At 72.6% G+C, this 22,582-nt stretch carries 20 protein-coding genes; 6 read left to right on the top strand and 14 right to left on the bottom strand.

Features of this window, described 5'->3' with window-relative positions; genetic code table 11:
- Positions 1–319: 319 nt before the first annotated feature.
- Together pknB and AB0G74_RS12320 are read left to right on the top strand one after the other, a co-directional pair.
- Complete coding sequence (gene pknB, locus AB0G74_RS12325; protein ID WP_361144033.1) at positions 320–2,368, top strand: Stk1 family PASTA domain-containing Ser/Thr kinase; 2,049 nt, start codon at positions 320–322, stop codon at positions 2,366–2,368.
- 67 nt (positions 2,369–2,435) lie between these two features.
- Complete coding sequence (locus AB0G74_RS12320) at positions 2,436–3,305, top strand: deoxyribonuclease IV (RefSeq protein ID WP_361144029.1); 870 nt, start codon at positions 2,436–2,438, stop codon at positions 3,303–3,305.
- Positions 3,306–3,397: 92 nt separating this feature from the next.
- Here the strand turns inward: AB0G74_RS12320 and AB0G74_RS12315 are convergent, their stop codons facing one another.
- Entirely contained in the window at positions 3,398–4,030 is a 633-nt protein-coding gene (locus AB0G74_RS12315; protein ID WP_361144026.1) for a sulfite oxidase-like oxidoreductase, read from the bottom strand.
- A 158-nt stretch (positions 4,031–4,188) separates the two neighbouring features.
- Between AB0G74_RS12315 and bfr the strand changes: the two genes are divergently transcribed.
- Positions 4,189–4,668 (top strand): bacterioferritin, encoded by a 480-nt coding sequence (bfr, locus tag AB0G74_RS12310; RefSeq protein WP_361144023.1) that lies wholly within the window; start codon positions 4,189–4,191, stop codon positions 4,666–4,668.
- Positions 4,669–4,806: 138 nt separating this feature from the next.
- Here bfr and AB0G74_RS12305 read toward each other — a convergent pair whose 3' ends face one another.
- Positions 4,807–5,187, bottom strand: coding sequence for a (2Fe-2S)-binding protein (locus AB0G74_RS12305; protein WP_361144020.1), 381 nt, complete (start codon positions 5,185–5,187; stop codon positions 4,807–4,809).
- A gap of 253 nt (positions 5,188–5,440) precedes the next feature.
- On the bottom strand, positions 5,441–6,787 hold the full coding sequence (locus tag AB0G74_RS12300) for a class II 3-deoxy-7-phosphoheptulonate synthase (protein ID WP_361144160.1): 1,347 nt from the start codon (positions 6,785–6,787) through the stop codon (positions 5,441–5,443).
- Positions 6,788–7,249: 462 nt separating this feature from the next.
- Here AB0G74_RS12300 and AB0G74_RS12295 point away from each other — a divergent pair, with 462 nt between their 5' ends.
- Entirely contained in the window at positions 7,250–9,226 is a 1,977-nt protein-coding gene (locus AB0G74_RS12295) for an anthranilate synthase family protein (RefSeq protein ID WP_361144017.1), read from the top strand.
- 382 nt (positions 9,227–9,608) lie between these two features.
- On the opposite strand, the gene AB0G74_RS12290 is transcribed toward AB0G74_RS12295, so the two are convergent.
- The 5 genes from AB0G74_RS12290 to AB0G74_RS12270 all read right to left on the bottom strand — a co-directional run bounded on the left by AB0G74_RS12290 (position 9,609) and on the right by AB0G74_RS12270 (position 15,005).
- Positions 9,609–10,616 (bottom strand): 2-hydroxyacid dehydrogenase, encoded by a 1,008-nt coding sequence (locus AB0G74_RS12290; protein WP_361144014.1) that lies wholly within the window; start codon positions 10,614–10,616, stop codon positions 9,609–9,611.
- 164 nt (positions 10,617–10,780) lie between these two features.
- Positions 10,781–11,809 carry a 6-phosphofructokinase gene (locus AB0G74_RS12285; RefSeq protein WP_361144011.1) on the bottom strand — a complete coding sequence of 343 codons (1,029 nt, stop codon included), beginning with the start codon at positions 11,807–11,809 and terminating at the stop codon, positions 10,781–10,783.
- Between the two features lie 325 nt (positions 11,810–12,134).
- Positions 12,135–12,869, bottom strand: coding sequence for a response regulator transcription factor (locus tag AB0G74_RS12280; protein WP_361144008.1), 735 nt, complete (start codon positions 12,867–12,869; stop codon positions 12,135–12,137).
- Positions 12,866–14,113 (bottom strand): DUF5931 domain-containing protein, encoded by a 1,248-nt coding sequence (locus AB0G74_RS12275; protein WP_361144005.1) that lies wholly within the window; start codon positions 14,111–14,113, stop codon positions 12,866–12,868. The genes AB0G74_RS12280 and AB0G74_RS12275 overlap by 4 nt, the downstream gene beginning before the upstream one ends.
- A 151-nt stretch (positions 14,114–14,264) precedes the next feature.
- Complete coding sequence (locus AB0G74_RS12270) at positions 14,265–15,005, bottom strand: lysophospholipid acyltransferase family protein (protein WP_361144002.1); 741 nt, start codon at positions 15,003–15,005, stop codon at positions 14,265–14,267.
- Positions 15,006–15,268: 263 nt separating this feature from the next.
- Between AB0G74_RS12270 and AB0G74_RS12265 the strand changes: the two genes are divergently transcribed.
- Entirely contained in the window at positions 15,269–16,048 is a 780-nt protein-coding gene (locus tag AB0G74_RS12265) for an alpha/beta fold hydrolase (protein ID WP_361143999.1), read from the top strand.
- The gene (locus AB0G74_RS12260; protein WP_361143996.1) at positions 16,041–16,622 is read left to right on the top strand and encodes a hypothetical protein; all 582 of its coding nucleotides are present in this window, start codon (positions 16,041–16,043) and stop codon (positions 16,620–16,622) included. Before AB0G74_RS12265 ends, AB0G74_RS12260 begins: the two co-directional genes overlap by 8 nt.
- A 15-nt stretch (positions 16,623–16,637) precedes the next feature.
- Here AB0G74_RS12260 and AB0G74_RS12255 read toward each other — a convergent pair whose 3' ends face one another.
- The 6 genes from AB0G74_RS12255 to AB0G74_RS12230 all read right to left on the bottom strand — a co-directional run bounded on the left by AB0G74_RS12255 (position 16,638) and on the right by AB0G74_RS12230 (position 22,428).
- On the bottom strand, positions 16,638–17,408 hold the full coding sequence (locus AB0G74_RS12255; protein WP_361143993.1) for an endonuclease/exonuclease/phosphatase family protein: 771 nt from the start codon (positions 17,406–17,408) through the stop codon (positions 16,638–16,640).
- A gap of 547 nt (positions 17,409–17,955) precedes the next feature.
- A complete protein-coding gene (locus tag AB0G74_RS12250; protein ID WP_361143990.1) occupies positions 17,956–18,906 on the bottom strand; it encodes an ROK family glucokinase in 951 nt (316 codons plus the stop codon).
- Positions 18,907–19,118: 212 nt separating this feature from the next.
- Positions 19,119–19,646 (bottom strand): DUF5304 domain-containing protein, encoded by a 528-nt coding sequence (locus AB0G74_RS12245; RefSeq protein ID WP_361143987.1) that lies wholly within the window; start codon positions 19,644–19,646, stop codon positions 19,119–19,121.
- Between the two features lie 74 nt (positions 19,647–19,720).
- Positions 19,721–20,923: an ArsA-related P-loop ATPase gene (locus tag AB0G74_RS12240; protein WP_361143984.1), complete on the bottom strand. Its 1,203-nt coding sequence runs from the start codon at positions 20,921–20,923 to the stop codon at positions 19,721–19,723.
- Positions 20,923–21,369, bottom strand: coding sequence for an SRPBCC family protein (locus tag AB0G74_RS12235; protein ID WP_361143981.1), 447 nt, complete (start codon positions 21,367–21,369; stop codon positions 20,923–20,925). Before AB0G74_RS12235 ends, AB0G74_RS12240 begins: the two co-directional genes overlap by 1 nt.
- Positions 21,370–21,645: 276 nt before the next feature.
- Positions 21,646–22,428, bottom strand: coding sequence for a metallophosphoesterase (locus AB0G74_RS12230; RefSeq protein ID WP_361143978.1), 783 nt, complete (start codon positions 22,426–22,428; stop codon positions 21,646–21,648).
- Positions 22,429–22,582 lie beyond the last annotated feature (154 nt).

Below are 22,582 nucleotides of genomic sequence, written 5' to 3'. Positions count from 1 at the left end.
CACGAGGGTCACGGGACGACCGGAGCCGGGGTCCCGGCCGGTGCCGGGCACGGTACGGGCGGCACGCGCGGCGCCGGACCGGCGGCGGTCGACCCGGAGCGCCCGGCGTTCTAGGGAGTTTCATGCGTGCCGGGGCAGGCGAGCCCGGCGAGATCCACAAGAGACGGACCCGGCCCCTCCCGAGCCGTGTCGCGGACGGCGGGCCCGGCGGCCGGAGCATCACAGCTCGGCATCGGTACTGGCCCGATCCTGCCCCGGTCCCGGCCGCCCCCGCACCGGCGGCGGCCGGGTTGTCGGTACCGGCTCGTAGAATCGCTGCGTGGACACGACCCTCCAGGACCCCCTCGTCGGGCAGCTGCTCGACGGCCGATACCGCGTGGACGAGCGGGTCGCCGTCGGCGGGATGGCCACGGTCTACCGCGCGCTGGACACCCGGCTCGACCGTGAGCTGGCGCTGAAGGTGATGCATCCGGCGCTGGCGACGGACGCGACGTTCGTGGAGCGGTTCATCCGGGAGGCCAAGTCCGTCGCACGGCTGTCGCACCCCAATGTGGTGGGCGTCTTCGACCAGGGCGCGGAGGGCGCCTATGTCTATCTGGCCATGGAGTACGTGGCCGGATGCACCCTGCGGGACGTGCTGCGGGATCGGGGCGCGCTCCGGCCGCGCGCGGCCCTGGACATCCTGGAGCCGGTGCTGGCGGCGCTCGGCGCCGCGCACCGCGCGGGCTTCGTCCACCGTGACGTCAAGCCGGAGAATGTGCTGATAGGGGACGACGGCCGGGTGAAGGTCGCCGACTTCGGTCTGGTCCGGGCGGTCGGTTCGGTGACGAACACGACCGGCTCCGTCCTCGGGACGGTCTCCTATCTGGCCCCCGAGCAGATCGAGGACGGCACCGCCGACACCCGGTCCGATGTGTACGCCTGCGGTGTGATGCTGTACGAGACGCTGACCGGCGCGAAGCCGTACGCGGGCGACACCCCCGCCCAGGTGCTGTACCAGCATCTGAACGCGTCGGTGCCCGCGCCGTCCGGCCGGGTCCCGGGGCTCGCGGTGGAGCTGGACGAGCTGGTGGCGAGTGCGACCGCGCGCCGTCCCGATGTCCGTCCGTACGATGCCGTGGCCCTGCTCTCGCAGGTCAGGACGGTACGGGCGGCCCTGGGTGACGAGCAGCTCGATCTGGTGCCGCCCGCCGCCCGTGAGCCCGGTGAGGCCCCCGGGTCCGGGGAGGCCCAGGAGCCGGGTGGGGCGGGCGCGACCGCCGAGGGCACCGGCGGCCGGAGCCGACGTACCGGACGTCACGGCGGCGGGACCGGCCGACGGGGCCGGAGCGCCGGTTCCGAGGAGCGTACGGATGTCATCCCGCGGGTCTCCGGCGGGCTGCCGGACGAGCAGCGGGTCCAGCACACGGCCCGGTTCACGGCCCCGCCGACGCCCCCGCCCGGGGAGCCGCGCCGAAGGTGGTCGCCGCTGTCGGGGCTGCCCCGGCGCGGAGTGGTCACGATCCTGGTGGCCGTGCTCGCGGTGCTCGGGATCGGTGCGGGCGTCTGGTACATCAACTCGGGCCAGTTCACCCGCGTCCCGGCCGTCATCGGCAAGTCCGAGGCCGAGGCGAAGCAGCGGATCGAGGGCGCGGGGCTGGGTGTGAAGGGCGTCCGGCGGGAGTTCAGCGACACCGTCGAGCGGGGTGCGGTCATCGGCTCCGACCCGGCGACCAATGAGCGGATCCGGGGCAACGGCTCCGTGACGATCGTCGTCTCGCGGGGCCCGGAGATCGTCCGGGTGCCCGCCGTGAAGGGCGAGCCGCTGGCGAAGGCCGAGGAGAGACTGCGGGGGGTCGGGCTGGCGCCGGGTGTGGTCACCCGGGAGTTCAGCGCCGAGGTCCCGCAGGGCGCGGTGATCCGTACGGAGCCGGGCGCGGGCGCCGGACGCAGCCCGGACTCGGCGGTGGCCCTGGTGGTCAGCCGGGGCGCGCCCGTCGAGGTGCCGGATGTCACGGGCGACCCGGTCGCCGAGGCGACGGCCGAGTTGGAGGGCGTCGGCTTCGAGGTGGTCGTCGCGCCCGAGCAGGTGAACGCCCCGCAGGAGGCCGGTACGGTCGCCCGGCAGTCGGCGCCCGAGGGCACCCGGCTGGCCGGTGGCGACACGGTCACCCTCACGGTCTCCAAGGGGCCCCGGATGGTCGTGGTCCCCGATGTCGGCGGGGACTCGGAGGGCGAGGCCCGCCGGAAGCTGGAGGCCGCGGGCTTCCGGGTCAAGGTGGAGAAGTCGTTCCCGTTCCTCGGCGAGACGGTCGCCCGTCAGTCGCCCGGCGCGGACGAGCGGGCCCCCGAGGGCGGCACGGTCACCATCACCCTGAAGGGTCTCTGACCCGCTCCGGCGGGCCGGTGAGAGCGAGCGGCACCCCCCGGGGCCGCGAAAGGACGATCGAACACCCATGCGCAACCCCGTCGGCGGCCATGTACCCGTGGCCGGGGGACTCGCCACGACCGGACTGGGCACCGCCCGTGAGATCGGCGCCGAGACCGTTCAGGTCTTCGTCGCCAATCCGCGCGGCTGGGCGACGCCCGCGGGCCGCCCCGACCAGGACGAAGCCTTCCGCGAGCGATGCGCGGCCGAGGGGATCCTGCCGTGGATCCACGCCCCGTATCTGATCAATTTCGGCTCGCACACCGAGGAGACCGCGCGCCGTTCCGTGGTGTCGATGCGGCACTCCTTGCGCCGGGGCCGGGAGATCGGGGCGCCGGGAGTCGTGGTGCACACCGGTTCGGCGACCGGGGGCCGCTCCCGGGAGACGGCGCTGGCGCAGGTCAGGGAGCTGGTGCTGCCGCTGCTCGACGAGTTGACGGCGGACGACGATCCGATGCTGCTGCTGGAGGGCACGGCGGGCCAGGGCGCGTCGCTCTGCTCCCGGATCGAGGACCTCGGCCCGTACTTCGAGGCGCTGGACTTCCATCCCCGGCTCGGGGTCTGTCTCGATACGTGTCATGTGTACGCGGCCGGACACGACCTGGCCGCTCCGGGCGGGGCGGCCTCGGCCCTGGACACGCTGGTGGCCACGGTCGGCCGGGGGCGGCTGCGGCTGATCCACGCCAATGACTCCAAAGAGGCCCACGGCTCCCACAAGGACCGGCACGAGAACATCGGCGCCGGTCATATCGGCGAGGACGCGTTCCGGGAGCTGTTGCGGCATCCGGCGACCGAGGGCGTACCGCTGATCATCGAGACACCGGGCGGCCCGGAGCGGTACGCGGCGGACATCGCCCTGCTCAAGAGGCTGCGCGAGCGGCGGCCCGGCGCCGGATAGGGCGGCCCGGGCCCCCGCCCATCGCTCCGAAGCCGCTGCCGCCCGGCCTTTGACACGAGTCAATCAAATGGCCGAAAGGCGGCCCCGGGCCGTCACAGCTCGGGGCCGTCCCCTGGCTCCTCCTGGTAGGAGTAGCGCTGCTCCCGCCAGGGGTCGCCGAGATTGTGATATCCCCGCTCCTCCCAGAAGCCCCGGCGGTCGGCCGTCATGTACTCCACTCCCCGGACCCATTTGGGGCCCTTCCAGGCGTAGAGCTGCGGCACCACCAGACGGAGCGGGAAACCGTGCTCGGCGGTGAGCAGTTCACCGTCCTTGTGCGTGGCGAAAATCGATCGTTCCGCCAGGAAGTCGGCGAGCCTCATATTGGCGCTGAAGCCGTACTCGGCCCAGACCATCACATGGGTGACCTCGGGCGCGGGCGGCGCGAGACCGGCGACGACCCGTGTGGGGACCCCGCCCCATTCGGCCCCCAGCATGCTGAATTTCGTCACGCAGTGGAGGTCCGCCACGACCGTGGAGAAGGGCAGCGCCGAGAACTCCTCATGGTTCCAGCAGCGCTTGTCGCCGTCGGCGGTGGCCCCGAAGACCCGGAACTCCCAGCGTTCGGGACGGAACTTCGGCACGGGTCCGTAATGGGTGACGGGCCAGCCCCGCTGCAGTCGCTGGCCCGGCGGAAGCTCGGATTCCACAGCTGCTCGGTGATCCCTGCTCTCCGGCTGACCCATGTCCTAATGGTGACAGACCGGGAGGGGTGGTCATGACCGGGTCTGGGCCGATTCGGGCAACTCCCACTAAGGCGGAACTTACTGGACGGCCATCGACCACGATGCGAGGATGCGCGCACCTGCCCACACCCACCACTCCTGTGGAAGGAGCCGCCGCGATGCAGGGCGACCCCGAGGTCATCGAGTTCCTCAACGAGCAGCTGACCGCCGAGCTGACCGCGATCAATCAGTACTTCCTGCACGCCAAGATGCAGGACAACTTCGGCTGGACGAAGCTCGCCAAGTACACCCGCGCCGAGTCCTTCGACGAGATGAAGCATGCCGAGGTACTGACCGACCGGATCCTCTTCCTCGACGGGCTGCCGAACTACCAGCGGTTGTTCCATGTCCGGATCGGTCAGACCGTGACCGAGATGTTCCAGGCGGACCGGCAGATCGAGGTGGAGGCGATCGACCGGCTCAAGCGGGGCGCGGAGGTGATGCGGGCCAAGGGCGACATCACCTCGGCGAATATCTTCGAGTCCATCCTGGAGGACGAGGAGCATCACATCGACTATCTCGACACCCAGCTGGATCTGATCGAGAAGCTCGGCGAGCCGCTCTACATCGCCCAGCTGATCGAGCAGCCCGAGAGCTGACCGGCGATCCGGCCGACGACGGCCGGATAGCGGGGACCGTACGGAAGCCCCGGCGGGACCGGGAGGCACGGAAACGCTCCCGCCGTCCGGACCCCGATAGCCACATTCTCGAACCCGGCGCTCCGGATCCGGACCGCCTCAGGCCGCCTCGTCCAGCTCTGCGGTCCCCCCGGCACCGGCGATCCCGGACCGGCCGGGAGCGGTGGCGGCGGCGGGTACACCCGGGATCCCGGGGATCTTGGGGATGCCCGGGACGCCGGGCACCGTGGTGGCCGGATCGGAGACGGACACATCGGCCGGTGCGTCCGTGACCGCCGCCAGGGCGGGCCGGCCCTGGTCGATCAGCTCGCGCCGGGGACAGGCCCCCCGGCCGAGGATGGACTGGATCTTGCGGACGCAGGAGCCGCAGTCCGTACCCGCCTTCGAGGCGGAGGCGATCTGCCGGGGCGTACACGCGCCCGCCGCCGCGTGCTGCTTGATCTGCTGCTCCGTAATGCCGAAGCACGAGCAGACGTACACGCGGTTCACCTCCGACGAACTTTTGGGGGCCTGGTGCGCCGGGGCCCGTCCGCCCAGGGCGTCCGGGTCATCCGGGAACGCCCGGATCCGGGACCCGAGGGGTTGTGCCCTTTCCGACGCAATCAACCCGATTCATCGGTGAGGCTAACCTAACCTTACCCGCCTCTGCCAGGGGGCAAAAGCACGATGGGGCGCGAATCACAAGGATTCGCGCCCCATCGTCGGGTCGTAGGACCATCGGTCCACAGCGCCGTTACTGGTCCCGGTACATCTCCGCGACCAGGAACGCCAGGTCCAGGGACTGGCTGCGGTTCAGCCGGGGGTCGCAGGCCGTCTCGTACCGCTGGTGCAGATCGTCGACGAAGATCTCGTCGCCGCCGCCCACGCACTCGGTGACATCGTCACCGGTCAGCTCGACATGGATGCCGCCGGGGTGGGTCCCCAGCTCCTTGTGCACCTCGAAGAAGCCCTTGACCTCGTCCAGGACGTCGTCGAAGCGGCGGGTCTTGTGCCCGGAGGCCGCCTCGAAGGTGTTGCCGTGCATCGGGTCGGTCACCCAGGCCACGGTGGCACCGGACGCGGTGACCTTCTCGACCAGGGCCGGAAGCCGGTCCCGGACCTTGTCGGCGCCCATCCGGACGATGAAGGTCAGCCGGCCGGGCTCCCGGTCGGGGTCCAGCCGGTCGATGTAGGTCAGCGCCTCGTCGACCGTGGTCGTCGGGCCCAGCTTGATCCCGATCGGGTTGCGGATCCGGGCGGCGAACTCGATGTGCGCCCCGTCCAGCTGGCGGGTCCGCTCACCGATCCAGACCATGTGGCCCGAGGTGTCGTAGAGGTGGCCGGTCCGGGAGTCGGTCCGGGTCAGCGCGCCCTCGTAGTCGAGCAGCAGCGCCTCGTGGGAGGCGAAGAACTCCACCGCGCGGAACTCGGCCGGGTCGGTGCCGCACGCCTTCATGAAGTTCAGCGCGTTGTCGATCTCCCGGGCGAGCTGCTCGTACCGCTGGCCCGACGGGGACGACTTCACGAAGTCCTGGTTCCAGGCATGCACCTGCCGCAGGTCGGCGTAGCCGCCGGTGGTGAAGGCGCGGACCAGGTTCAGCGTCGAGGCCGAGGCGTGGTACATCCGCTTCAGCCGCTCGGGGTCCGGGACCCGGGACGCCTCGGTGAAGTCGAAGCCGTTGACGGAGTCGCCGCGGTAGGTCGGCAGCGTCACGCCGTCGCGGGTCTCGGTCGGCTTGGAGCGCGGCTTGGAGTACTGTCCGGCGATCCGGCCGACCTTGACGACCGGGACGGACGCCGCGTAGGTCAGGACGGCGCTCATCTGGAGCAGCGTCTTCAGCTTGGCCCTGATGTGATCGGCCGAGACGGCGTCGAACGCCTCGGCGCAGTCTCCGCCCTGGAGCAGGAACGCCTCGCCCCTGGCGACGGCGCCCATCCGCGCGCGCAGCTGGTCGCACTCGCCCGCGAAGACGAGCGGCGGATAGCTTTCGAGCTCGGCGATCACATCGCGCAGAGCCTCGGCATCCGGGTACTCGGGCTGCTGCGCCGCGGGCAGGTCTCGCCAGGTGTTGCCACCGGAAAGGGTGGTCTTAGCGTTCACGGTCACATCGCCAACAGTACGGGGTCCCGGGAGCGCCCCGGTCCGGCGCCCACCCAATGAGACGTACAGTCCAGCATTCCGTCACACAGATCACATCAGTCGCATCGAACTCATAGATCAACATCCGACCGGTGCGGTGACACCCGATCCGGAACCCCCGGACCGATCGGAGCGTTGTGGCGCACGCCACACCCTCCGCACCGGGGAGCCGTGCGCTACAGTTCGCCGCATGAATCAGACGCAGCACCGCACCCAGTGGTGGTGGACCGCTCATCCGGCGGCCCACTGACTGCGCGTTTCCGAGACAGTCGAGCAGAAACCAGGCCGCCCGAGGGGCGGCCTTCGTGTTTCTCCGACCGTCCGGTCCATCCGGACCCGGACCCGGCCGCTCCTCTCCCCGGGGGTCCCCCGGCGCACGGTACGTACCGGCGCCGAGGCCCCCCGCCCGGAAAGGAACCCCGGATGTCCCAGCACACCCCGTCCGCAGCGGAGGTCGTCGCCCGTCTGCTGGACGGTGACCGGCCCTTCGCCCTGCTGCGCCGCCGCACCCCCGGCCGTGACCACGACACCGTCGAGGTACTGGCCGGACCGGTCCTGGAGGCCGCGACCCTGGGCGAGCTGCCCGTCTTCACCGACCGCCCGACCCTCGCCCTGGTCCCCTTCCGGCAGATCCGGGAGCGGGGCTTCGATGTCCGCGACGACGGCACACCGCTGAGCGCGCTGGTCGCCGAGGAGACGTACGAGCTGCCGCTCGACGACGTACTCGACGCGCTGCCCGGCCACGCGGTCCGGGTCGAGGACGGTGGTTTCGACGTCTCCGACGAGGAGTACGCGGACATCGTCGCCCGGGTGATCGAGGACGAGATCGGCGGCGGCGAGGGCGCGAACTTCGTGATCCGCCGTACGTACACCGGCCGGATCCCCGGCTTCGGCCGGGCCGACGCGCTCGCCCTGTTCCGCCGGCTGCTGGCCGGTGAGCGGGGCGCGTACTGGACGTTCGTGGTCCACACCGGCCCGGGCGGCCGGGTCCTGGCCGGCGCCAGTCCCGAGGTGCATGTCCGGATGAGCGGCGGCACGGTCGTGATGAATCCGATCAGCGGCACCTTCCGCTATCCGCCGCAGGGCCCGGACCCCGAGGGGCTGCTGCGGTTCCTCGACGATCCGAAGGAGCGCGACGAGCTGTCGATGGTCGTCGACGAGGAGCTGAAGATGATGTGCACGGTCGGCGACCGGGGAGGGGTGGTCGTCGGGCCCCGGCTCAAGGAGATGGCCCATCTCGCGCATACCGAGTACGAGCTGCGGGGCCGCTCGTCGCTGGACGTCCGCGAGGTGCTGCGGGAGACCATGTTCGCGGCGACGGTCACCGGGTCGCCGGTGCAGAACGCCTGCCGGGTGATCGAGCGGCACGAGGTGGGCGGCCGGGGCTACTACGCGGGCGCCCTGGCCCTGCTCGGCCGGGACGGCGGCGGCGCGCAGTCGCTGGACTCGCCGATTCTGATCAGGACCGCCGACATCGCGGCGGACGGCGGGCTGCGGGTGCCGGTGGGGGCGACGCTGGTCCGGAACTCGGTACCGGGGAACGAGGTCGCCGAGACCCATGCCAAGGCGGCGGGTGTGCTGACGGCGCTGGGGGTCGGTCCCGGGCGGGCCCCGGCAGCGCCGACGGGAGTCCGGCTGGCGGACGATCCCCGGGTCCGGGCCGCGCTCGACGCCCGCCGGGCCGGTCTCGCGCCGTTCTGGCTACGGCTCCAGGAACCGGCCGACGGGCCCCTGACCGGCGAGCGGGCCACGGCATCGGCGTCCGCGGGCGGTACGGCGCGGTCGCGCGGCGGACGGTTGCCCGCCGGCCATGCCCTGATGGTCGACGGCGAGGACACCTTCACCGCGATGCTGGCCCATCTGCTGCGGTCCACGGGTCTGGAGGTGACCGTACGCCGGTTCGACGAGCCGGGGCTGCGGGAGACGGTCCGCGACCATCACGGCCCGGTCGTCCTCGGTCCGGGCCCCGGTGATCCGGCGGATCCGGCGGATCCCAAGATGCGGGTGCTGCGGACGATCGCCGCCGAGCTGCTGGACGGCCACTCCCACGGGGTGCTCGGGGTCTGTCTCGGCCATGAGCTGATCGCCCACGAGCTGGGGCTGCGGCTGGTCCGCAAGGCCACCCCGTATCAGGGCGCCCAGGAGCGGATCGACTTCTTCGGCCGCCCGGAGACCGTGGGCTTCTACAGCAGTTTCACCGCCCACTGCGACGACGCGTCGGCCCGGCGGCTGGGGTCGCGGGCGATCGAGGTGGCGAGGGACCCGGCGACGGGCGAGGTCAGCGCGTTGCGCGGGCCCGGGTTCGCGTCGGTGCAGTTCCATCCGGAGTCCGTACTGACGCTGGACGGCCCGGGGCTGGTCGCCGAGCTGCTGCGGGAGTCCGTCCTGGCCGGGGGCTGACGGCCGGACGACCTCGGGCCGGGCGGCGGCCCCGGCCGACGGGGCCGGAGCCGTCGGCGCACCCGATCCCGCCGGAACCGGGGCGGCCGGAACGGTCCCGGCCCGCGAAGGGGCGCCGTCCGGCCGGACAGCGGGCCACGACGTCCGGTACGGCTGTCGCGACGGCGGCGAGTTCCCCGCCGGAGCCGGGGACGGTCTCCCTCGTACGGACTCATACGGACTCGTACGGAGCACGTCCTCGGTCCCGGCGGCGCGGGAACGGCTCCCCGTGTCCGACGGGCCGTAAGGGCGGAGTGCGCGTACGGGACACGGCGGACCGGACGGCGCTCCCGGTCCCGGTCCGGCGCCCCGACCGGCTCGGTGCCGGGGCCGGGCAGTGGGGTCAGGCCGTCTCGGGGGCCGCCGGGATCAGGACGTTTCCGGACCGGCGGCCCGCCGCCCAGTCCGCCACGTTCCGGGCGGTGGTCTCCACGATCTGCCGGACCGCTTCCTCCGTGTAATACGCCTGATGCGAGCTGACCAGCACATTCGGAAAGGTCATCAGCCGGGCTAGGGTGTCGTCGGCGACGGCTTCCAGGGACTTGTCGAGGAAGAAGAGACCGGCCTCCGCCTCGTAGACGTCGAGCCCCACCCCGGCGAACCGGCCCTTGCGCAACTCCTCCACCAGGGCCTCGGTGTCGACCAGCCCGCCCCGGCTGGTGTTGACGAGGACGGCGTCGTCCTTCATCGCCGCCAGCGCCGCCGCGCCGACGATACGCCGGGTCGCGGGCAGCAGCGGCACATGCAGACTGATCAGATCGGCCTCGGCGAAGAGCCGCTCCTTGTCGGTGTACGTCATCCCGAGCGCCGCGCACTCGGGGTTCTCGGCGACGTCCCAGCCCAGCAGGCGCATCCCGAAGCCATGGGCGATCCGGGCGAAGGCGGCGCCGATCCGCCCGGTGCCGAGGATTCCGGCGGTCCGGCCGTGCAGATCGCGGCCCATCAGCCCGTCGAGCCGGAAGTCGAAGTCACGGGTACGGCCCGCGGCCCGGACGATCCGCCGGTTGACGGCGGTGGCCAGGGTCCAGGCGAACTCTGCGACGGAGTAAGGGGAGTAGGTCTCCACCCGGGCGATGGTGAAGCCGAGTTCGGCGGCGACGTCGAGATCGATGTTGTTGAAGCCGGTGGAGCGCTGGGCGATCATCCGGGTGCCCCCGGCGGCCAGGGTCCGCAGCACCCCGGCGCCCAGATCGGCGTTGACACTGGTGGAGATCGCCTCGTGGCCCGCGGCGATGGGCGCCGTGTCGGCGTCGAGGAAGACTTCCAGACAGCGGACCTCGAACTCTCCGGCGAAGGCCCGTTCGATCAGGGGCTTCTCGTCCGCCTGCACTCCGAAGGCGAGGATCTCCACGCGGTGCTCCCGTTCGCGGTGCGGTCGCGCCCGCGATGGCCGCGGGCCGTCCCCGGCCGACTATACGAATCCCGGGACGGCCCGTGGCCCGGGCGCGCCGGTCGTCCGGCGAGGGTCCGGCTCCGGCGGACGCCGGTGGCCGGGCCGGGCGAGCGGCGCGCCGGTCAGCCGAAGAAGACCCCGACCTCCTCGTACAACGCGGGGTCGACGGTCTTCAGCCGGGCCGTCGCCTCGGCGATCGGCACCCGGACGATCTCGGTGCCGCGCAGGGCGACCATCCGGCCGAAGTCACCGTCCCGGACGGCCTCGATGGCGTGCAGTCCGAACCGGGTGGCCAGCCAGCGGTCGAAGGCGCTGGGCGTACCGCCGCGCTGGACATGGCCGAGGACGGTGGTCCTGGCCTCCTTGCCGGTGCGCTTCTCGATCTCCTTCGCCAGCCATTCGCCGACGCCGGAGAGCCGGACGTGCCCGAACGAGTCGAGCGTGCCGTCCTTGAGGACCATCTCGCCGTCCTTGGGCATGGCGCCCTCGGCGACCACCACGATCGGTGCGTAGGTGGCCCGGAACCGCGAGGTGACCCAGTCGCACACCTGGTCGAGATCGAAGCGCTGTTCCGGGATGAGGATGGCGTTGGCGCCGCCCGCGAGTCCGGAGTGCAGGGCGATCCAGCCCGCGTGCCGCCCCATCACCTCCACGACCAGGACCCGCATATGCGACTCGGCGGTGGTGTGCAGCCGGTCGATCGCCTCGGTGGCGATGCCGACGGCGGTGTCGAAGCCGAAGGTGTAGTCGGTGGCCGACAGGTCGTTGTCGATGGTCTTGGGGACGCCGACGCACTTGACGCCGTATTCGTCGTGCAGCCGCGCGGCGACCCCCAGGGTGTCCTCGCCGCCGATCGCGACCAGGGCGTCGACCTCGGCCTTGGCCAGGTTCTCCTTGATCCGGTGGATACCGTCGGGGGTCTTGAGCGGATTGGTGCGCGAGGAACCGAGGATGGTGCCGCCCCGGGGCAGAATGCCCCGGACGACCGGGATGCCGAGCGGAACGGTGTCGTCTTCGAGCGGTCCGCGCCAGCCGTCCCGGTAGCCGGTGAATTCGTACCCGTACTCCTGGACGCCCTTGCGGACGACGGCGCGGATGACCGCGTTGAGGCCGGGGCAGTCCCCGCCCCCGGTCAGTACTCCGACGCGCATGGAAGAAATCCCTTCGCCAGATGAGCTCTAGGACCGGTCACGCTAATCGTGATCCAGGTCACTACGAGTGGCGGCGAGGGTCAATCCCCCTGCGGTACGGACCCGAGGAGGCCCTGGTCAGCGGGGTGTGCGAGACAGGAGATGAAGGACGCATTCACTCGTACGTGAACGGCGGCGCACCTCTGAGACCTCGTACGCCACCTCAGCACCTCCGGAACACAACCGGCGCACACCCGCGCGCGGCCGTTTCGCCGCACGCCCCCGGACCGCCGAGCCCCGGCCGGGCGGCCGGGCGGCCTGACGACCGGGCCAGCGCGTCCGGCGTTCAGACGGCCGTCGCGCCGCTCTCGGCGGGCCCGTCGTGGAGACCCGGGACGTCCGGGGTGTCGATGCCCTGCTCTATGGCGTACCGCACCAGCTCGACCCGGTTGTGCAGCTGAAGCTTGCCGAGGGTGTTCTGGACGTGGTTCTGCACGGTCCGGTGGGAGATCACCAGCCGCTCCGCGATCTGTTTGTACGACAATCCCTTGGCGACCAGCCGGAGGACCTCGGTCTCCCGCTCGGTCAGCCGGGGCGCCTTGGACTCGCCCTGTTCGGTGGCCGGAGCCGGGTCGGTGGCCAGCCTGCGGTACTCGCCGAGGACGAGACCGGCCAGGCCGGGGGTGAAGACCGGGTCACCGGCGGCGGTCCGCCGTACCGCGTCGGTCAGCTCCTCCGTACTCGCCGACTTCAGCAGATAGCCGGTGGCACCGGACTTGACCGCCTCCAGGACGTCCGCGTGCTCACCACTGGCGGAGAGCACCAGCACCCGCAGTCCCGGCAGGGCGGCCACCAGTTCCTTGCAGACCTGCACCCCCGGCTTCAGCGGCAGGTTCAGATCGAGGACCAGCACATCGGGCGTGACGGCCACGGCCCGGCGGACCGCCTGCTGGCCGTCGCCCGCGGTGGCGACGACATCGAACCCCGCCGCCCCCAGATCCCTCGCCACGGCGTCCCGCCACATCGGATGGTCGTCCACGACCATCACCCGCGTCGTCCGCTCCGGTGTCGATTCCGTCATGACCGGTCCTTCCCCCCTGCCGCTCCCGCCTGTCGCGGGACCTTCAATTCCACTTCCGTGCCCTGTCCGGGAACCGAGATCAGCTCGGCCGTGCCCCCCAGATCGCGCAGCCGCCCCCGGATGGAGAGCGCGACCCCGAGCCTGCCCTCCCCCTCGGCCTGGGCGAGCCGCCCCTCCGGGATCCCCGGGCCGTCGTCCCGGACGGTGACGATCACCTCGTCCGGCCAGTCCTCGACCAGGATCCAGGCACGGGCGCCGTCACCCGCGTGCCGCTCCACATTGTCCAACGCGGCACCGACGGCCGCCGCCAGCTCGGCCGCGGCGGCGGCCGGCAGCAGTACCGGGGCACCGGGCTCGGAGAGGGTGACCCGGGCACCGGTCCGGGGCGCGAGCAGCGACCGCAGATCGCGGTCGGCGTCCCCGGCATACGCGTCACCGGGGCGGGCGGCATCGTCTTCATCGTCTTCTACGGAGCGGACGATCGCGCCCTGGGTGACGTCCTCGGACGCCCGGCTCGCCGGGACCAGCCCCGACGAGACCAGGGTACGGAGGGCGATCTCCTGCTCCCCCGCCATCCGGCCCAGCTCGGCGGCCTCCCCGCCGATCGCGTTGCCCCGGCGCTGGACCATGGCCAGCACCTGGAGCACCCCGTCGTGGATGTCCCGGGCCAGCCGCTCCCGTTCCCGGGTCGCCGCCTCGATCTCCAGCGCGCGGGCCAGGGTCCGCTCGGAGGCCCGGGCCACCTCGACCACGTAGCCGATGGCGATGGACGCCACCCAGACCAGCAGGACGTTGTGGAAGGTGTCCCCGGTGGGGTCGCCGCGCTCGACCATGTTGGCGACGGCGACCAGCGACGACGCCAGGCCCGCCCAGCGCCAGCCGCCCTTGATCGCGAAGGCCAGTACGGAGCCCGCCGTCCAGATCGACGGCAGGGTGGGGCCGTCGGTCTGCTGGGCCTGGAAGTCGGCGAGCGGGGTCAGCATGATGCCGGTGACGGCGATCGTCAGATCGGCGGCCAGGAACGGCCGGGTACAGCTCGCGGCGTTCCGGACGAAGGGCAGTGTGGCCAGGGTCCACACCCCGAGGAAGGCCAGGAAGACATACGCCACCCAGGGGCGTTCGAACTTGTCCGGGTTGAGCGGAATGAGCAGGATCGCGTAGAGCATGGTGAGGACGCGGTAGCCCGCGAGCGCGCGCCACAGCGGCAGCTCGACCGACATCCGTACGACCCGCTCGCGCGCCATCTCCCCCGCTCCCCCGCCCGCCTTGCGTTCCCGCCGCGACGACACGGCCCCTTGCTTTCCGGACGCCCCCGCGCCCGGCCCCGGTTCTCCCCCGCCGGGAGATCCCCGGCCCCGCCCCGTACGGCCCGCGATCCGGACCGGACCCGGCGGATCAGGCGGCGCGCTCCGCCGCCTTCCGCTCCGCGGCCTGCTTCTCGGCCGCCTTCTTCGCGTCGGCGAGCTGCCGCTTGGCGGCGGTCGCGTAGATGTCGACGTACTCCTGGCCCGAGAGCTTCATGATCTCGTACATCACCTCGTCGGTCAGGGACCGCCGGATGAAGTGGTCGTTCTCCAGGCCCTGGTAGCGGGTGAAGTCGAGCGGGGCGCCGATCCTGATGCCCGGGCGCATCAGTTTGGGCACCACCTTGCCGGGCGGCTGGATCTTCTCGGTGTCGATCATGGCGACCGGGATGACCGGGGCGCCGGTGGCGAGCGCCACCCGGGCCAGACCGCCGGACTTGCCCCGGTAGAGCCGGCCGTCCGGGGAGCGGGTGCCCTCGGGGTAGATCCCGAAGAGCCCGCCGTTCTCGACCACCTTGATCCCGGCCTGGATCGCCGCCTCGCCCGCGCCGCGCGCGCCCGAGCGGTCCACCGGGAGCTGACCGACCCCCTTGAAGAAGGCGGCGGTCAGCTTGCCCTTGACCCCGGGGGAGGTGAAGTACTCCTGCTTGGCGATGAAGGTGACCTTCCGGTCCAGCACCGCGGGCAGGAAGAAGGAGTCGGAGAACGACAGGTGGTTGCTCGCGAGGATGGCCGGACCGTCGGCGGGAACGTTCTCCAGTCCCTCCACCCAGGGTCTGAACGCGAGCTTCAGACTCCCCCCGACGGAGAACTTCATAGCGCCGTAGATCAACTCGAGTGCCTCCTGTTGCTGTAGTCCAGACCTTAACCCGAGGTGGGCCCGGTCTCCCCGCACAGGGGCGGGTGGCGCCGTACGGCCCACCCGGGCGGGCCGCGAGTGATCCCGGCCGCCGCGAAGCGGCGGATCTGGTCGGTGTCAGCCCGGTCGCGTACCGTGAAGCAGACCCCCCGAGCCGCCGTGCTACGCCACCCGACCGGGGCCCCGCTGCCGCCCGGTCGGCACCGCTGCGGCCCCGACCCCGAAAGGAGACCCCGGTGCCGGTCCTCCCCGGAGCCGAGCCCTACCGCCACGACGGCGGTGACATCGGTGTCCTGCTGTGCCACGGCTTCACCGGCTCCCCGCACTCCCTGCGCCCCTGGGCCGAACATCTCGCCGGACACGGCCTCACCGTCTCGGTGCCGCTGCTGCCGGGACACGGCACCCGCTGGCAGGACATGCAGCACACCGGCTGGCAGGACTGGTACGCGGAGGTGGACCGGGCGCTGCGGGACCTCACCGACCGCTGCTCCCGGGTCTTCGTCTTCGGGCTCTCCATGGGCGGCGCGCTCACCCTGCGGCTCGCCGCCCGGCACGGCTCCGCGATCAGCGGCATCGTCCTGGTCAACCCGCTGAACCGGCTGCACGGCCTGGCCCCCCGGCTGCTGCCCGTCCTGCGGCATCTGGTGCCCTCGTCGCCGGGGATCGCCAGCGATATCGCCAAGCCGGGCGTCGTGGAGGTGGGGTACGAGCAGGTGCCGGTCCGGGCCGCGTACTCGCTCCGGCAGTTCACCCGGCTCGTCGACGGCGAGCTGCCGCAGGTCACCCAGCCGCTGCTGCTGTTGCACAGCGCCACCGACCATGTCGTGAACCCGGCCGACTCGGCGCGGATCCTCGCCCGGGTCTCCTCGACCGATGTCACCGAGGTCGTCCTGGAACAGAGTTACCACGTCGCGACGTTGGACCATGACGCGGAGCAGATCTTCGACCGAAGCCACGCGTTCATCAACCGGCTCGCTCCGCGCGCGCAGACGAAGGGGAGCCCGACCGGTGACTGAACAACACGACGCGGACCGCGAGCCGCAGCCCATCGACGAGGAAGCCGCCTGGGCGGCGATCGTCGCCGGTTACGGAACGGAGCCGGCCGACCCGCCCGGCGCCAAGCCGTTCAAATCGGTGGAGGACCTGGCCCGGCTCGAAGCCATCGCCGACGAGAAGCCGGGCAAGCCCGAGCCGAAGCCCGAACCCGGCGACACCGCCGGGCCCGCCGACCCGCCCCGGCTCGGCAGCTCCATCACCTTCGCCCCCGGAGTCGGCGGCGCCGGACCCCGGGACTACTCGCCCGCCGAGGCCAAGGAGGACGACCTCGACGAGACCGACGAGGGCCACTTCGTCCCGCCCGAGCCGCCGCCGCTGCCGGAAGCCGACACCACCGCCAAATTCGCCTGGCTCGGAGTGATCGGCGGACCCGTCCTCATGCTGATCGCCGTCATCCTCCGCTGGGACATGTCCTGGTGGCTGACGACGGTCTGCGTCGGCGGCTTCCTCGGCGGCTTCGCGACCCTCGTGGCCCGGATGTCGGACGGCGAGGACGACGAGGACCCGGACCCGGGGCGCGGCGCCGTCGTCTGACCGCGCGACCAGGCGTTACGCGGTACCGGCGGCGGCAGCGGGCAGCGAGAGCGCGGCCAGGACCGGCAGATGGTCCGTGGCCGCGCCCAGATCCGCCGCCGACACCCCCGGCAGCGCCGTCGGCACCCCGCAGGCCAGCACCTCCACGCCCCGGGTGGCGAAAACCGCGTCGATCCGCTTACGGGGCCCGGTCGCCGGAAATGTGTACTCACCGCCCCAGGGGGCCGTGACCCAGCCGTCCCGGAGGCCCGCCGAGAGCCGGGCGAACCCCGGCCGGCCGGGCTCCTCGTTGACGTCCCCGGCGGCGACGGCGTACGGAGTCCCCAGACCGGCGACCCGGTCCAGCAACATCCCCGCCTGAGCGAACCGCTCCCTCGGATGCAGGCTCAGATGACAGCTGACCGCCCCCAGCGGCACCGAGCCCCCGAACCGGACCACGGCGGTCGCGAAACCCCGGCGGTGCTGGCCGCGGGTGAGCGGCAGCAGTACGTCCTCCGTACGGTCCACGGTCGCCCGCAAGGAGCACAGCAGCAGCGGCCCGGCGGCTGTCGCCCCGCCCGACAACACCACGAGATCCGTCTTCGCCGCGAGCCGCGCGGCATGCTTGCGCCACCGGAAGAACCGCGGCGCCTCCTGGACGAACACCAGGTCGGGGGCGCAGGCGCGGATGACGCGGGCGAGCGCGTCCTCGTCGTCCCTCAGGGACCGCACGTTGTAGCTGAGGACGCGGACGACGGCGGATCCGTCGGGATTCGTAACGGAGTTGGGCATGACGCTGATCGACATGCCCCCATTCTTACGGGGTCGCCTCCCGCTGCGGGATCCCTTCCCGGGGCCGCGCGCCCCGAGGCCCCTCAGAAGGGCCCGCCACTCCGGAGCGCCGCGCCCGGGCCGCGCCCGGCAGCCTTATGTTGTCGGCGGTCTGCGGCCCGCCTGTGGCTTGTCTCGCAGTTCCCCGAGCCCCTAAACGCCCGGGCCGCACCCGGCGGCCTGATCTTGTTCGCGGCCTGCGGACCGTGGCTGGCTTGTCGCGCAGTTCCTCGCGCCCCTGAATGCTCTTCCCGGCACCGACCCTGAAAAGTGGGACCCGTCTCTCCACTAGGGCGGACAGCAGGGCAACCAGGGGCGCGGGGAACTGCGCGACAAGCCACGGGCGGGCAGCAGACCGCCGACAACATCAGGGCGCCGGGCGAGACCCGGGTAGTTCGAGGCGGCAACCCGGAGGGCCAGGGCCCCGGGGCCCCCGGAGACCGGGGCGCAAGCGACTCGCCTGGGCACAGGCAACCCGAGGGCAAAGCCCCCCGGACACCAGGCACCCCGCAGCGGGAGGCGGCTAGCCCTGGCGGGCCAGGTCCGCCGCGCCGACGAGGCCCGCGCGGTTGCCGAGTTGGGCCGCGAGGACCTGGGCGTGGGGGCGCCACTGGGAGCCCACGAGGCGGCGGCGGAACGACTTGCGGATCGGTTCGAGGACGAGTTCCCCCTCGTCGGAGACGCCGCCGCCGACGATGAACGCCGACGGGTCGAAGAGGGACGCCAGGTCCGCGAGCCCGGCGCCGGCCCAGCGGGCGAGTTCGCGGAAGGAGTCGACGGCGACCGAGTCGCCCTGCCGGGCCGCCGCGCTGACGTGCTGGCCCTGGATGCCGTCGGCGGTGCCGTCGCCCAGGCCGAGGAGGATCTTCGCCTGGTCGGGGGTGGCGGCGGCGCGCTGCCGGGCGTAGCGGACGAGGGCGCGCCCGGAGGCGTACTGCTCCCAGCAGCCCTGGCTGCCGCAGCCGCAGAGGAGCCCGTCGGGTACGACCCGGACGTGTCCGAACTCCGCGGCGACGCCGAACCGGCCCCGGCGGAGCTTGTTGCCCATGATGATGCCGCCGCCGAGCCCGGTGCCGAGCGTGATGACGATGACGTCGTGGTGGCCGCGGCCCGCGCCGAAGCGGTATTCGCCCCAGGCGGCGGCATTGGCGTCGTTCTCGACCACGACGGGGAGTCCGACGCGCTGTTCGACCTTGTCCTTGAGCGGTTCGTGGCGCCAGTCGATGTTGGGCGCGAAGATGACGGTGGCCCGCTTGTCGTCGACGTAGCCCGCCGCGCCGATACCGATGGCCTCGATGTCGCCACCGCCGGTGTTCGACCGGGCGCCGTCGACGGCCGCGCAGATCGCGTCGACGATGCCTTCGGGGCTCGACGGGGTGGGCACGGTATGGGTGTCGAGGATGGTGCCCTCTTCGTCGACCACGCCCGCCGCGATCTTCGTTCCGCCGATGTCGACGCCGATCGAGAGTGCCATATGTCCCCGCGTCCCTGTCGTGCTCGTGGTGCTCGTCGTATCTGCCGGGCTCGCCGGGCCGCGCGAAGCGGTCCGGCCCGGCCACCGTACCGGAGGCGGGACCGGTTCCGGCTGTCCTTGATCACCGGCGGCACGGTCGTGATCACTTGGAGATCGAGCGGGGCGGCGGAGGCCGGTGACGGGTCGGATCACCACGGTCCGAGCCGGTCGGTTCAGTCGAGGTCGATCTGCTCGCCGGGCGCGGCCCCGTCACCGCGCCGGTCGTCGCCGCGCGGGCTCTCGTCGCGCGGGTCGTCGCCGGGGCGGTCGCCGGCGCCGGCGTCGGCCTGGTCCCGGGGGTCTCCCGGCTTCTTCTCCGTCGTCGCCCGCCGGGTCCACTGGTTCTCCTGGCCCTGGACCGCGGAGCGGTACGCCGCGAGGAGTTCGCCGCCCGCCGCCGCGAGGTGGTCGAAAACCCGGGGGTTGCGTTCGACGACGGGTTCCATCGCGGACTTCGCCTGGTTCACCACCTGCTGGACCGCGTTCTGCGCGGCCATGCCGGGGAGGGACGACTGGAACTCGTTGACCTTGTCGGCGACGGCGCCGAAGAGCTTTCGCAGCTCCTCCCCGGCGCTGCCGGGCGCGGTCCCGTACTCGGCCCGGCGGCGGGCCTTCTCGGCCTCCAGGTCCTCGGCGCACGCGTCGGCCCAGGGGTCGGCGGACGCGTCGGCGTCGGTGGGACGCTCGGTGGCATCGCTCATCTCGTACTCCTGCACAGGCGCGGTCGGGGCGGGTTCCTCGTACGTTCGACGGTACCCGACCGGGCGCGGGCCGTTCAGCCCTGTGCGGGCCAGAGCCCGGGGTCGGGGGTGAAGCGGACGGTGAGGACGCCGTCGGTGAGTCCGGCGCCGCTGACGGTGCAGCGGCGGAGCGCGGACGGCAGCGGAACGATCCTGCGGAACGGCCCGACGGTGAGGACGAGTTCCTGGCCGCGGCGGACCAGACCGAGGTCTTCCTTGGCGGCGCCGGGCAGGGCGATGCTCCAGGTGAGGAGGTTGTCGTCGGCCCGCAGGTCGGTGACGCCGGTATCGGAGGGGCCGAGGGAGACCCCGGTCCCCCCGGCCGGTACGCCGAGCCGGGCCAGGTCGTCCGTACCGCGCGGGTCGTGTCCCAGGTGGGGGACGCGGCAGAGGACCGGGTCGCCGCCCCGTTCGTCCCAGGCGGCCCATTCGTCCAGGCATTTCCGCTGCCGGGCGGCGAGATCGGCGAGCCAGGGGTCGGTGGAGTGCTCGGGGAGTACGCGGTTGGCGATCAGGCCCTCGACCCGCAGGCCGTAGAGCGCGAGGCCGGGGCGGGCGGCCCGGAGCGCGGCGGTCGCGGACGGCGACGGCTCGGCGACCACGCGGACGGTGGTCGACTCGGCGGCGAGCAGGGTCTCGACGGCGGCCAGTTCGTCGTCCCGGCGGGCGGCGGTCTCGTAGAGCCAGCGCGCGGGCATCGGGACCCCGGCGAGCTGGGCGAGTACGGGCCGCAGGGCGCGGGCGGCCTGCCGTTCGGGCGGCAGGAGCCGGCGGAGGTAGCGGCGGAGCCGTTCGGGCAGGGCGAGCAGGTCGGGCGCCTCGGCGAGCGGCGGCAGATCGACCACCACGAGATCCCATACGGAGGTCCGCGCGGCTTCCCGGGCGACGGCCCGGAGCAGCGCGAACTGTTCGCCGCCGGGGATCCCGGTCAGCTCCTCGCCCGCCATCGGGGCGGCGCCGAGCAGTTCGAGGGCGGGTGCGGCGGTCCGCTGGAGGGCGAGGAACTCGGTCCGGAAGTCGGCCGCGGCGTCGATCCGGGCGACCCGGAGCCCGGGGGCGGCCTCGGCGGGGGTCGCGGTCGGCGGTTCGGCGAGTCCGAGCAGGGCGGCGAGGGCGGGCCCGGGTTCGGCCGACAGCAGCAGGGTGCGAAGGCCGTCCCGGGCGGCGGCCGTCGCGGTGGCCGCCGCGACGGTGGTACGGCCCGCGCCGCCGAGGCCGGTGACGAGGACCGTACGCATCAGGCCGCTGTCCCGCTTTCGACGCGCTTCTTCAGGCCGTCCAGCGCGCGGTCGATGATGACCTTCTCCGCCTTGCGCTTGATCATGCCCAGCATGGGGATCTTGACGTCGACGGTGAGCCGGTAGGTGACCTCGGTCCGCCCGCCGTCCACCGGGCGCAGGGTGTACGAGCCGTCGATGGCCCGGAGCATCTGGGACTTCACCAGGGTCCAGCTGACCTCGTCGCGGCCGTTCCAGGTGTACGCCAGGGTGTGGTCGTCCTTGATCGCCCCGGCGTCGAGGACGAGCCGGACCTGCTCGGCCCGGCCCTCGTCGTCCCGGGAGACGACCTCGGCCTGCTTCACCTCTCCGGTCCACTCGGGGTAGCGGTCGAAGTCCGAGATCACAGCCATGACTTCGGCGGGCGCCGCGTCGATGATGATGCTCGAGCTGGTGTGTTCCGCCATCGCCGCGGCTCCTCGCAGTGCGGTCCCGGTAACCGGGCCGACGCGGTCGGCACCGCGGGGTCCCCGGGTCAAGGGTGAAGGTGAATAGGTGGTGTGAAGGCTATCGCGCCCCCGGGGGCGGCTGTTCCACGCCCCGGGGGGTCGTCCGGGGCGCGGCGGGGTCCGGAAGCCGGGGCCGGGCGCCGGGCCCGGTCCCGGAGCGCGCCGCGCGGGCCGGTCCGAAGCCGCCGGGCCGCCCGGTCGGGCAGGGCTACCCGGGTCGGCCGGGCCGCCGGGTCACCACTCCAGCGCCCACGGCCGCCCGCTGGACGCGAAGTGGCCGACATTGACGCATTCGGTGGCACCGATCCGCATCCGGGACACCAGCGGCTGGTGGACATGGCCGAAGAGGGCGTACCGGGGCCGGACCCGGTGGATCGCGTCGAGCAGTGCGGCACTGCCCCGTTCGAAGCGGCGGGCGACGGTGTCGTACGTCAGCTCGGGAACGTCGGGCGGGATGTGGGAGCAGAGCACGTCCACCTCGCCGAGCGCCTCGACCTTCGCCGCGTACTCCTCGTCGGAGATCTCGTACGGGGTGCGCTGGGGCGTCCGCAGCCCGCCGCCGACGAAGCCGAAGACGAGCCCGCCGATCTCGGCCCGCTCGCCGTCGAGGACGGTGACCCCGGGGCGGGCGTACTCGGGCCAGAGGGTCGGGATGTCGACATTGCCGTAGGTGGCGTACGTCGGGACGGGGAAGGCGGCGAACAGCTCGGCGTACTGGCGGCGGACCGCTTCCTCGATCAGCTCGTCCCGGCTCCGGCCGCCGGTGTCGAGCCCGGCCCAGAGGCGGCGGGCCAGGTCACGGGCGTCCTCGAAGCGGCGGGCGGTACGGAGCGAGACGATCAGATCGGCGTTCTCGACACCGAACAGCTCGGGGAAGATCCCGCGCGAGTGATCGTGGTAGTCGAGGAAGAGGACGAGATCGCCGAGGCAGACCAGGGCATCGGCCCCGGCGCCCGCGGCGGCCAGGTCGGCCGCGTTGCCGTGTACGTCGCTCACGACGTGGATCCGTGTGCTCACCGTCCGGTCTCCCCTGTTCTGCGGCGTTACCCGCTCCCGGCGCGGCCCCGCGGGCCGCCCGCCCCTGCCCGGCCCCCGTACGCCCGGCGCGTCCGGGCCCGGCGGTCCGGCCCGCCGCCCGGAGACCGCTCGGTCCGTGGGACGGCCGCCGATG

This window comes from Streptomyces sp. NPDC020875, from assembly GCF_040641415.1.
Lineage (GTDB): Bacteria > Actinomycetota > Actinomycetes > Streptomycetales > Streptomycetaceae > Streptomyces.
This window is presented reverse-complemented; position numbering and strand designations above follow the sequence as displayed.

Coding starts and splice junctions, on each gene's coding strand:
- AB0G74_RS12320 (WP_361144029.1), top strand. CDS start 2,436: ATGCGCAACCCCGTCGGCGGCCATGTACCCGTGGCCGGGGGACTCGCC.
- AB0G74_RS12315 (WP_361144026.1), bottom strand. CDS start 4,030: ATGGGTCAGCCGGAGAGCAGGGATCACCGAGCAGCTGTGGAATCCGAG.
- bfr (WP_361144023.1), top strand. CDS start 4,189: ATGCAGGGCGACCCCGAGGTCATCGAGTTCCTCAACGAGCAGCTGACC.
- AB0G74_RS12295 (WP_361144017.1), top strand. CDS start 7,250: ATGTCCCAGCACACCCCGTCCGCAGCGGAGGTCGTCGCCCGTCTGCTG.
- AB0G74_RS12285 (WP_361144011.1), bottom strand. CDS start 11,809: ATGCGCGTCGGAGTACTGACCGGGGGCGGGGACTGCCCCGGCCTCAAC.
- AB0G74_RS12280 (WP_361144008.1), bottom strand. CDS start 12,869: ATGACGGAATCGACACCGGAGCGGACGACGCGGGTGATGGTCGTGGAC.
- AB0G74_RS12275 (WP_361144005.1), bottom strand. CDS start 14,113: ATGGCGCGCGAGCGGGTCGTACGGATGTCGGTCGAGCTGCCGCTGTGG.
- AB0G74_RS12255 (WP_361143993.1), bottom strand. CDS start 17,408: ATGTCGATCAGCGTCATGCCCAACTCCGTTACGAATCCCGACGGATCC.
- AB0G74_RS12250 (WP_361143990.1), bottom strand. CDS start 18,906: ATGGCACTCTCGATCGGCGTCGACATCGGCGGAACGAAGATCGCGGCG.
- AB0G74_RS12245 (WP_361143987.1), bottom strand. CDS start 19,646: ATGAGCGATGCCACCGAGCGTCCCACCGACGCCGACGCGTCCGCCGAC.
- AB0G74_RS12240 (WP_361143984.1), bottom strand. CDS start 20,923: ATGCGTACGGTCCTCGTCACCGGCCTCGGCGGCGCGGGCCGTACCACC.
- AB0G74_RS12235 (WP_361143981.1), bottom strand. CDS start 21,369: ATGGCGGAACACACCAGCTCGAGCATCATCATCGACGCGGCGCCCGCC.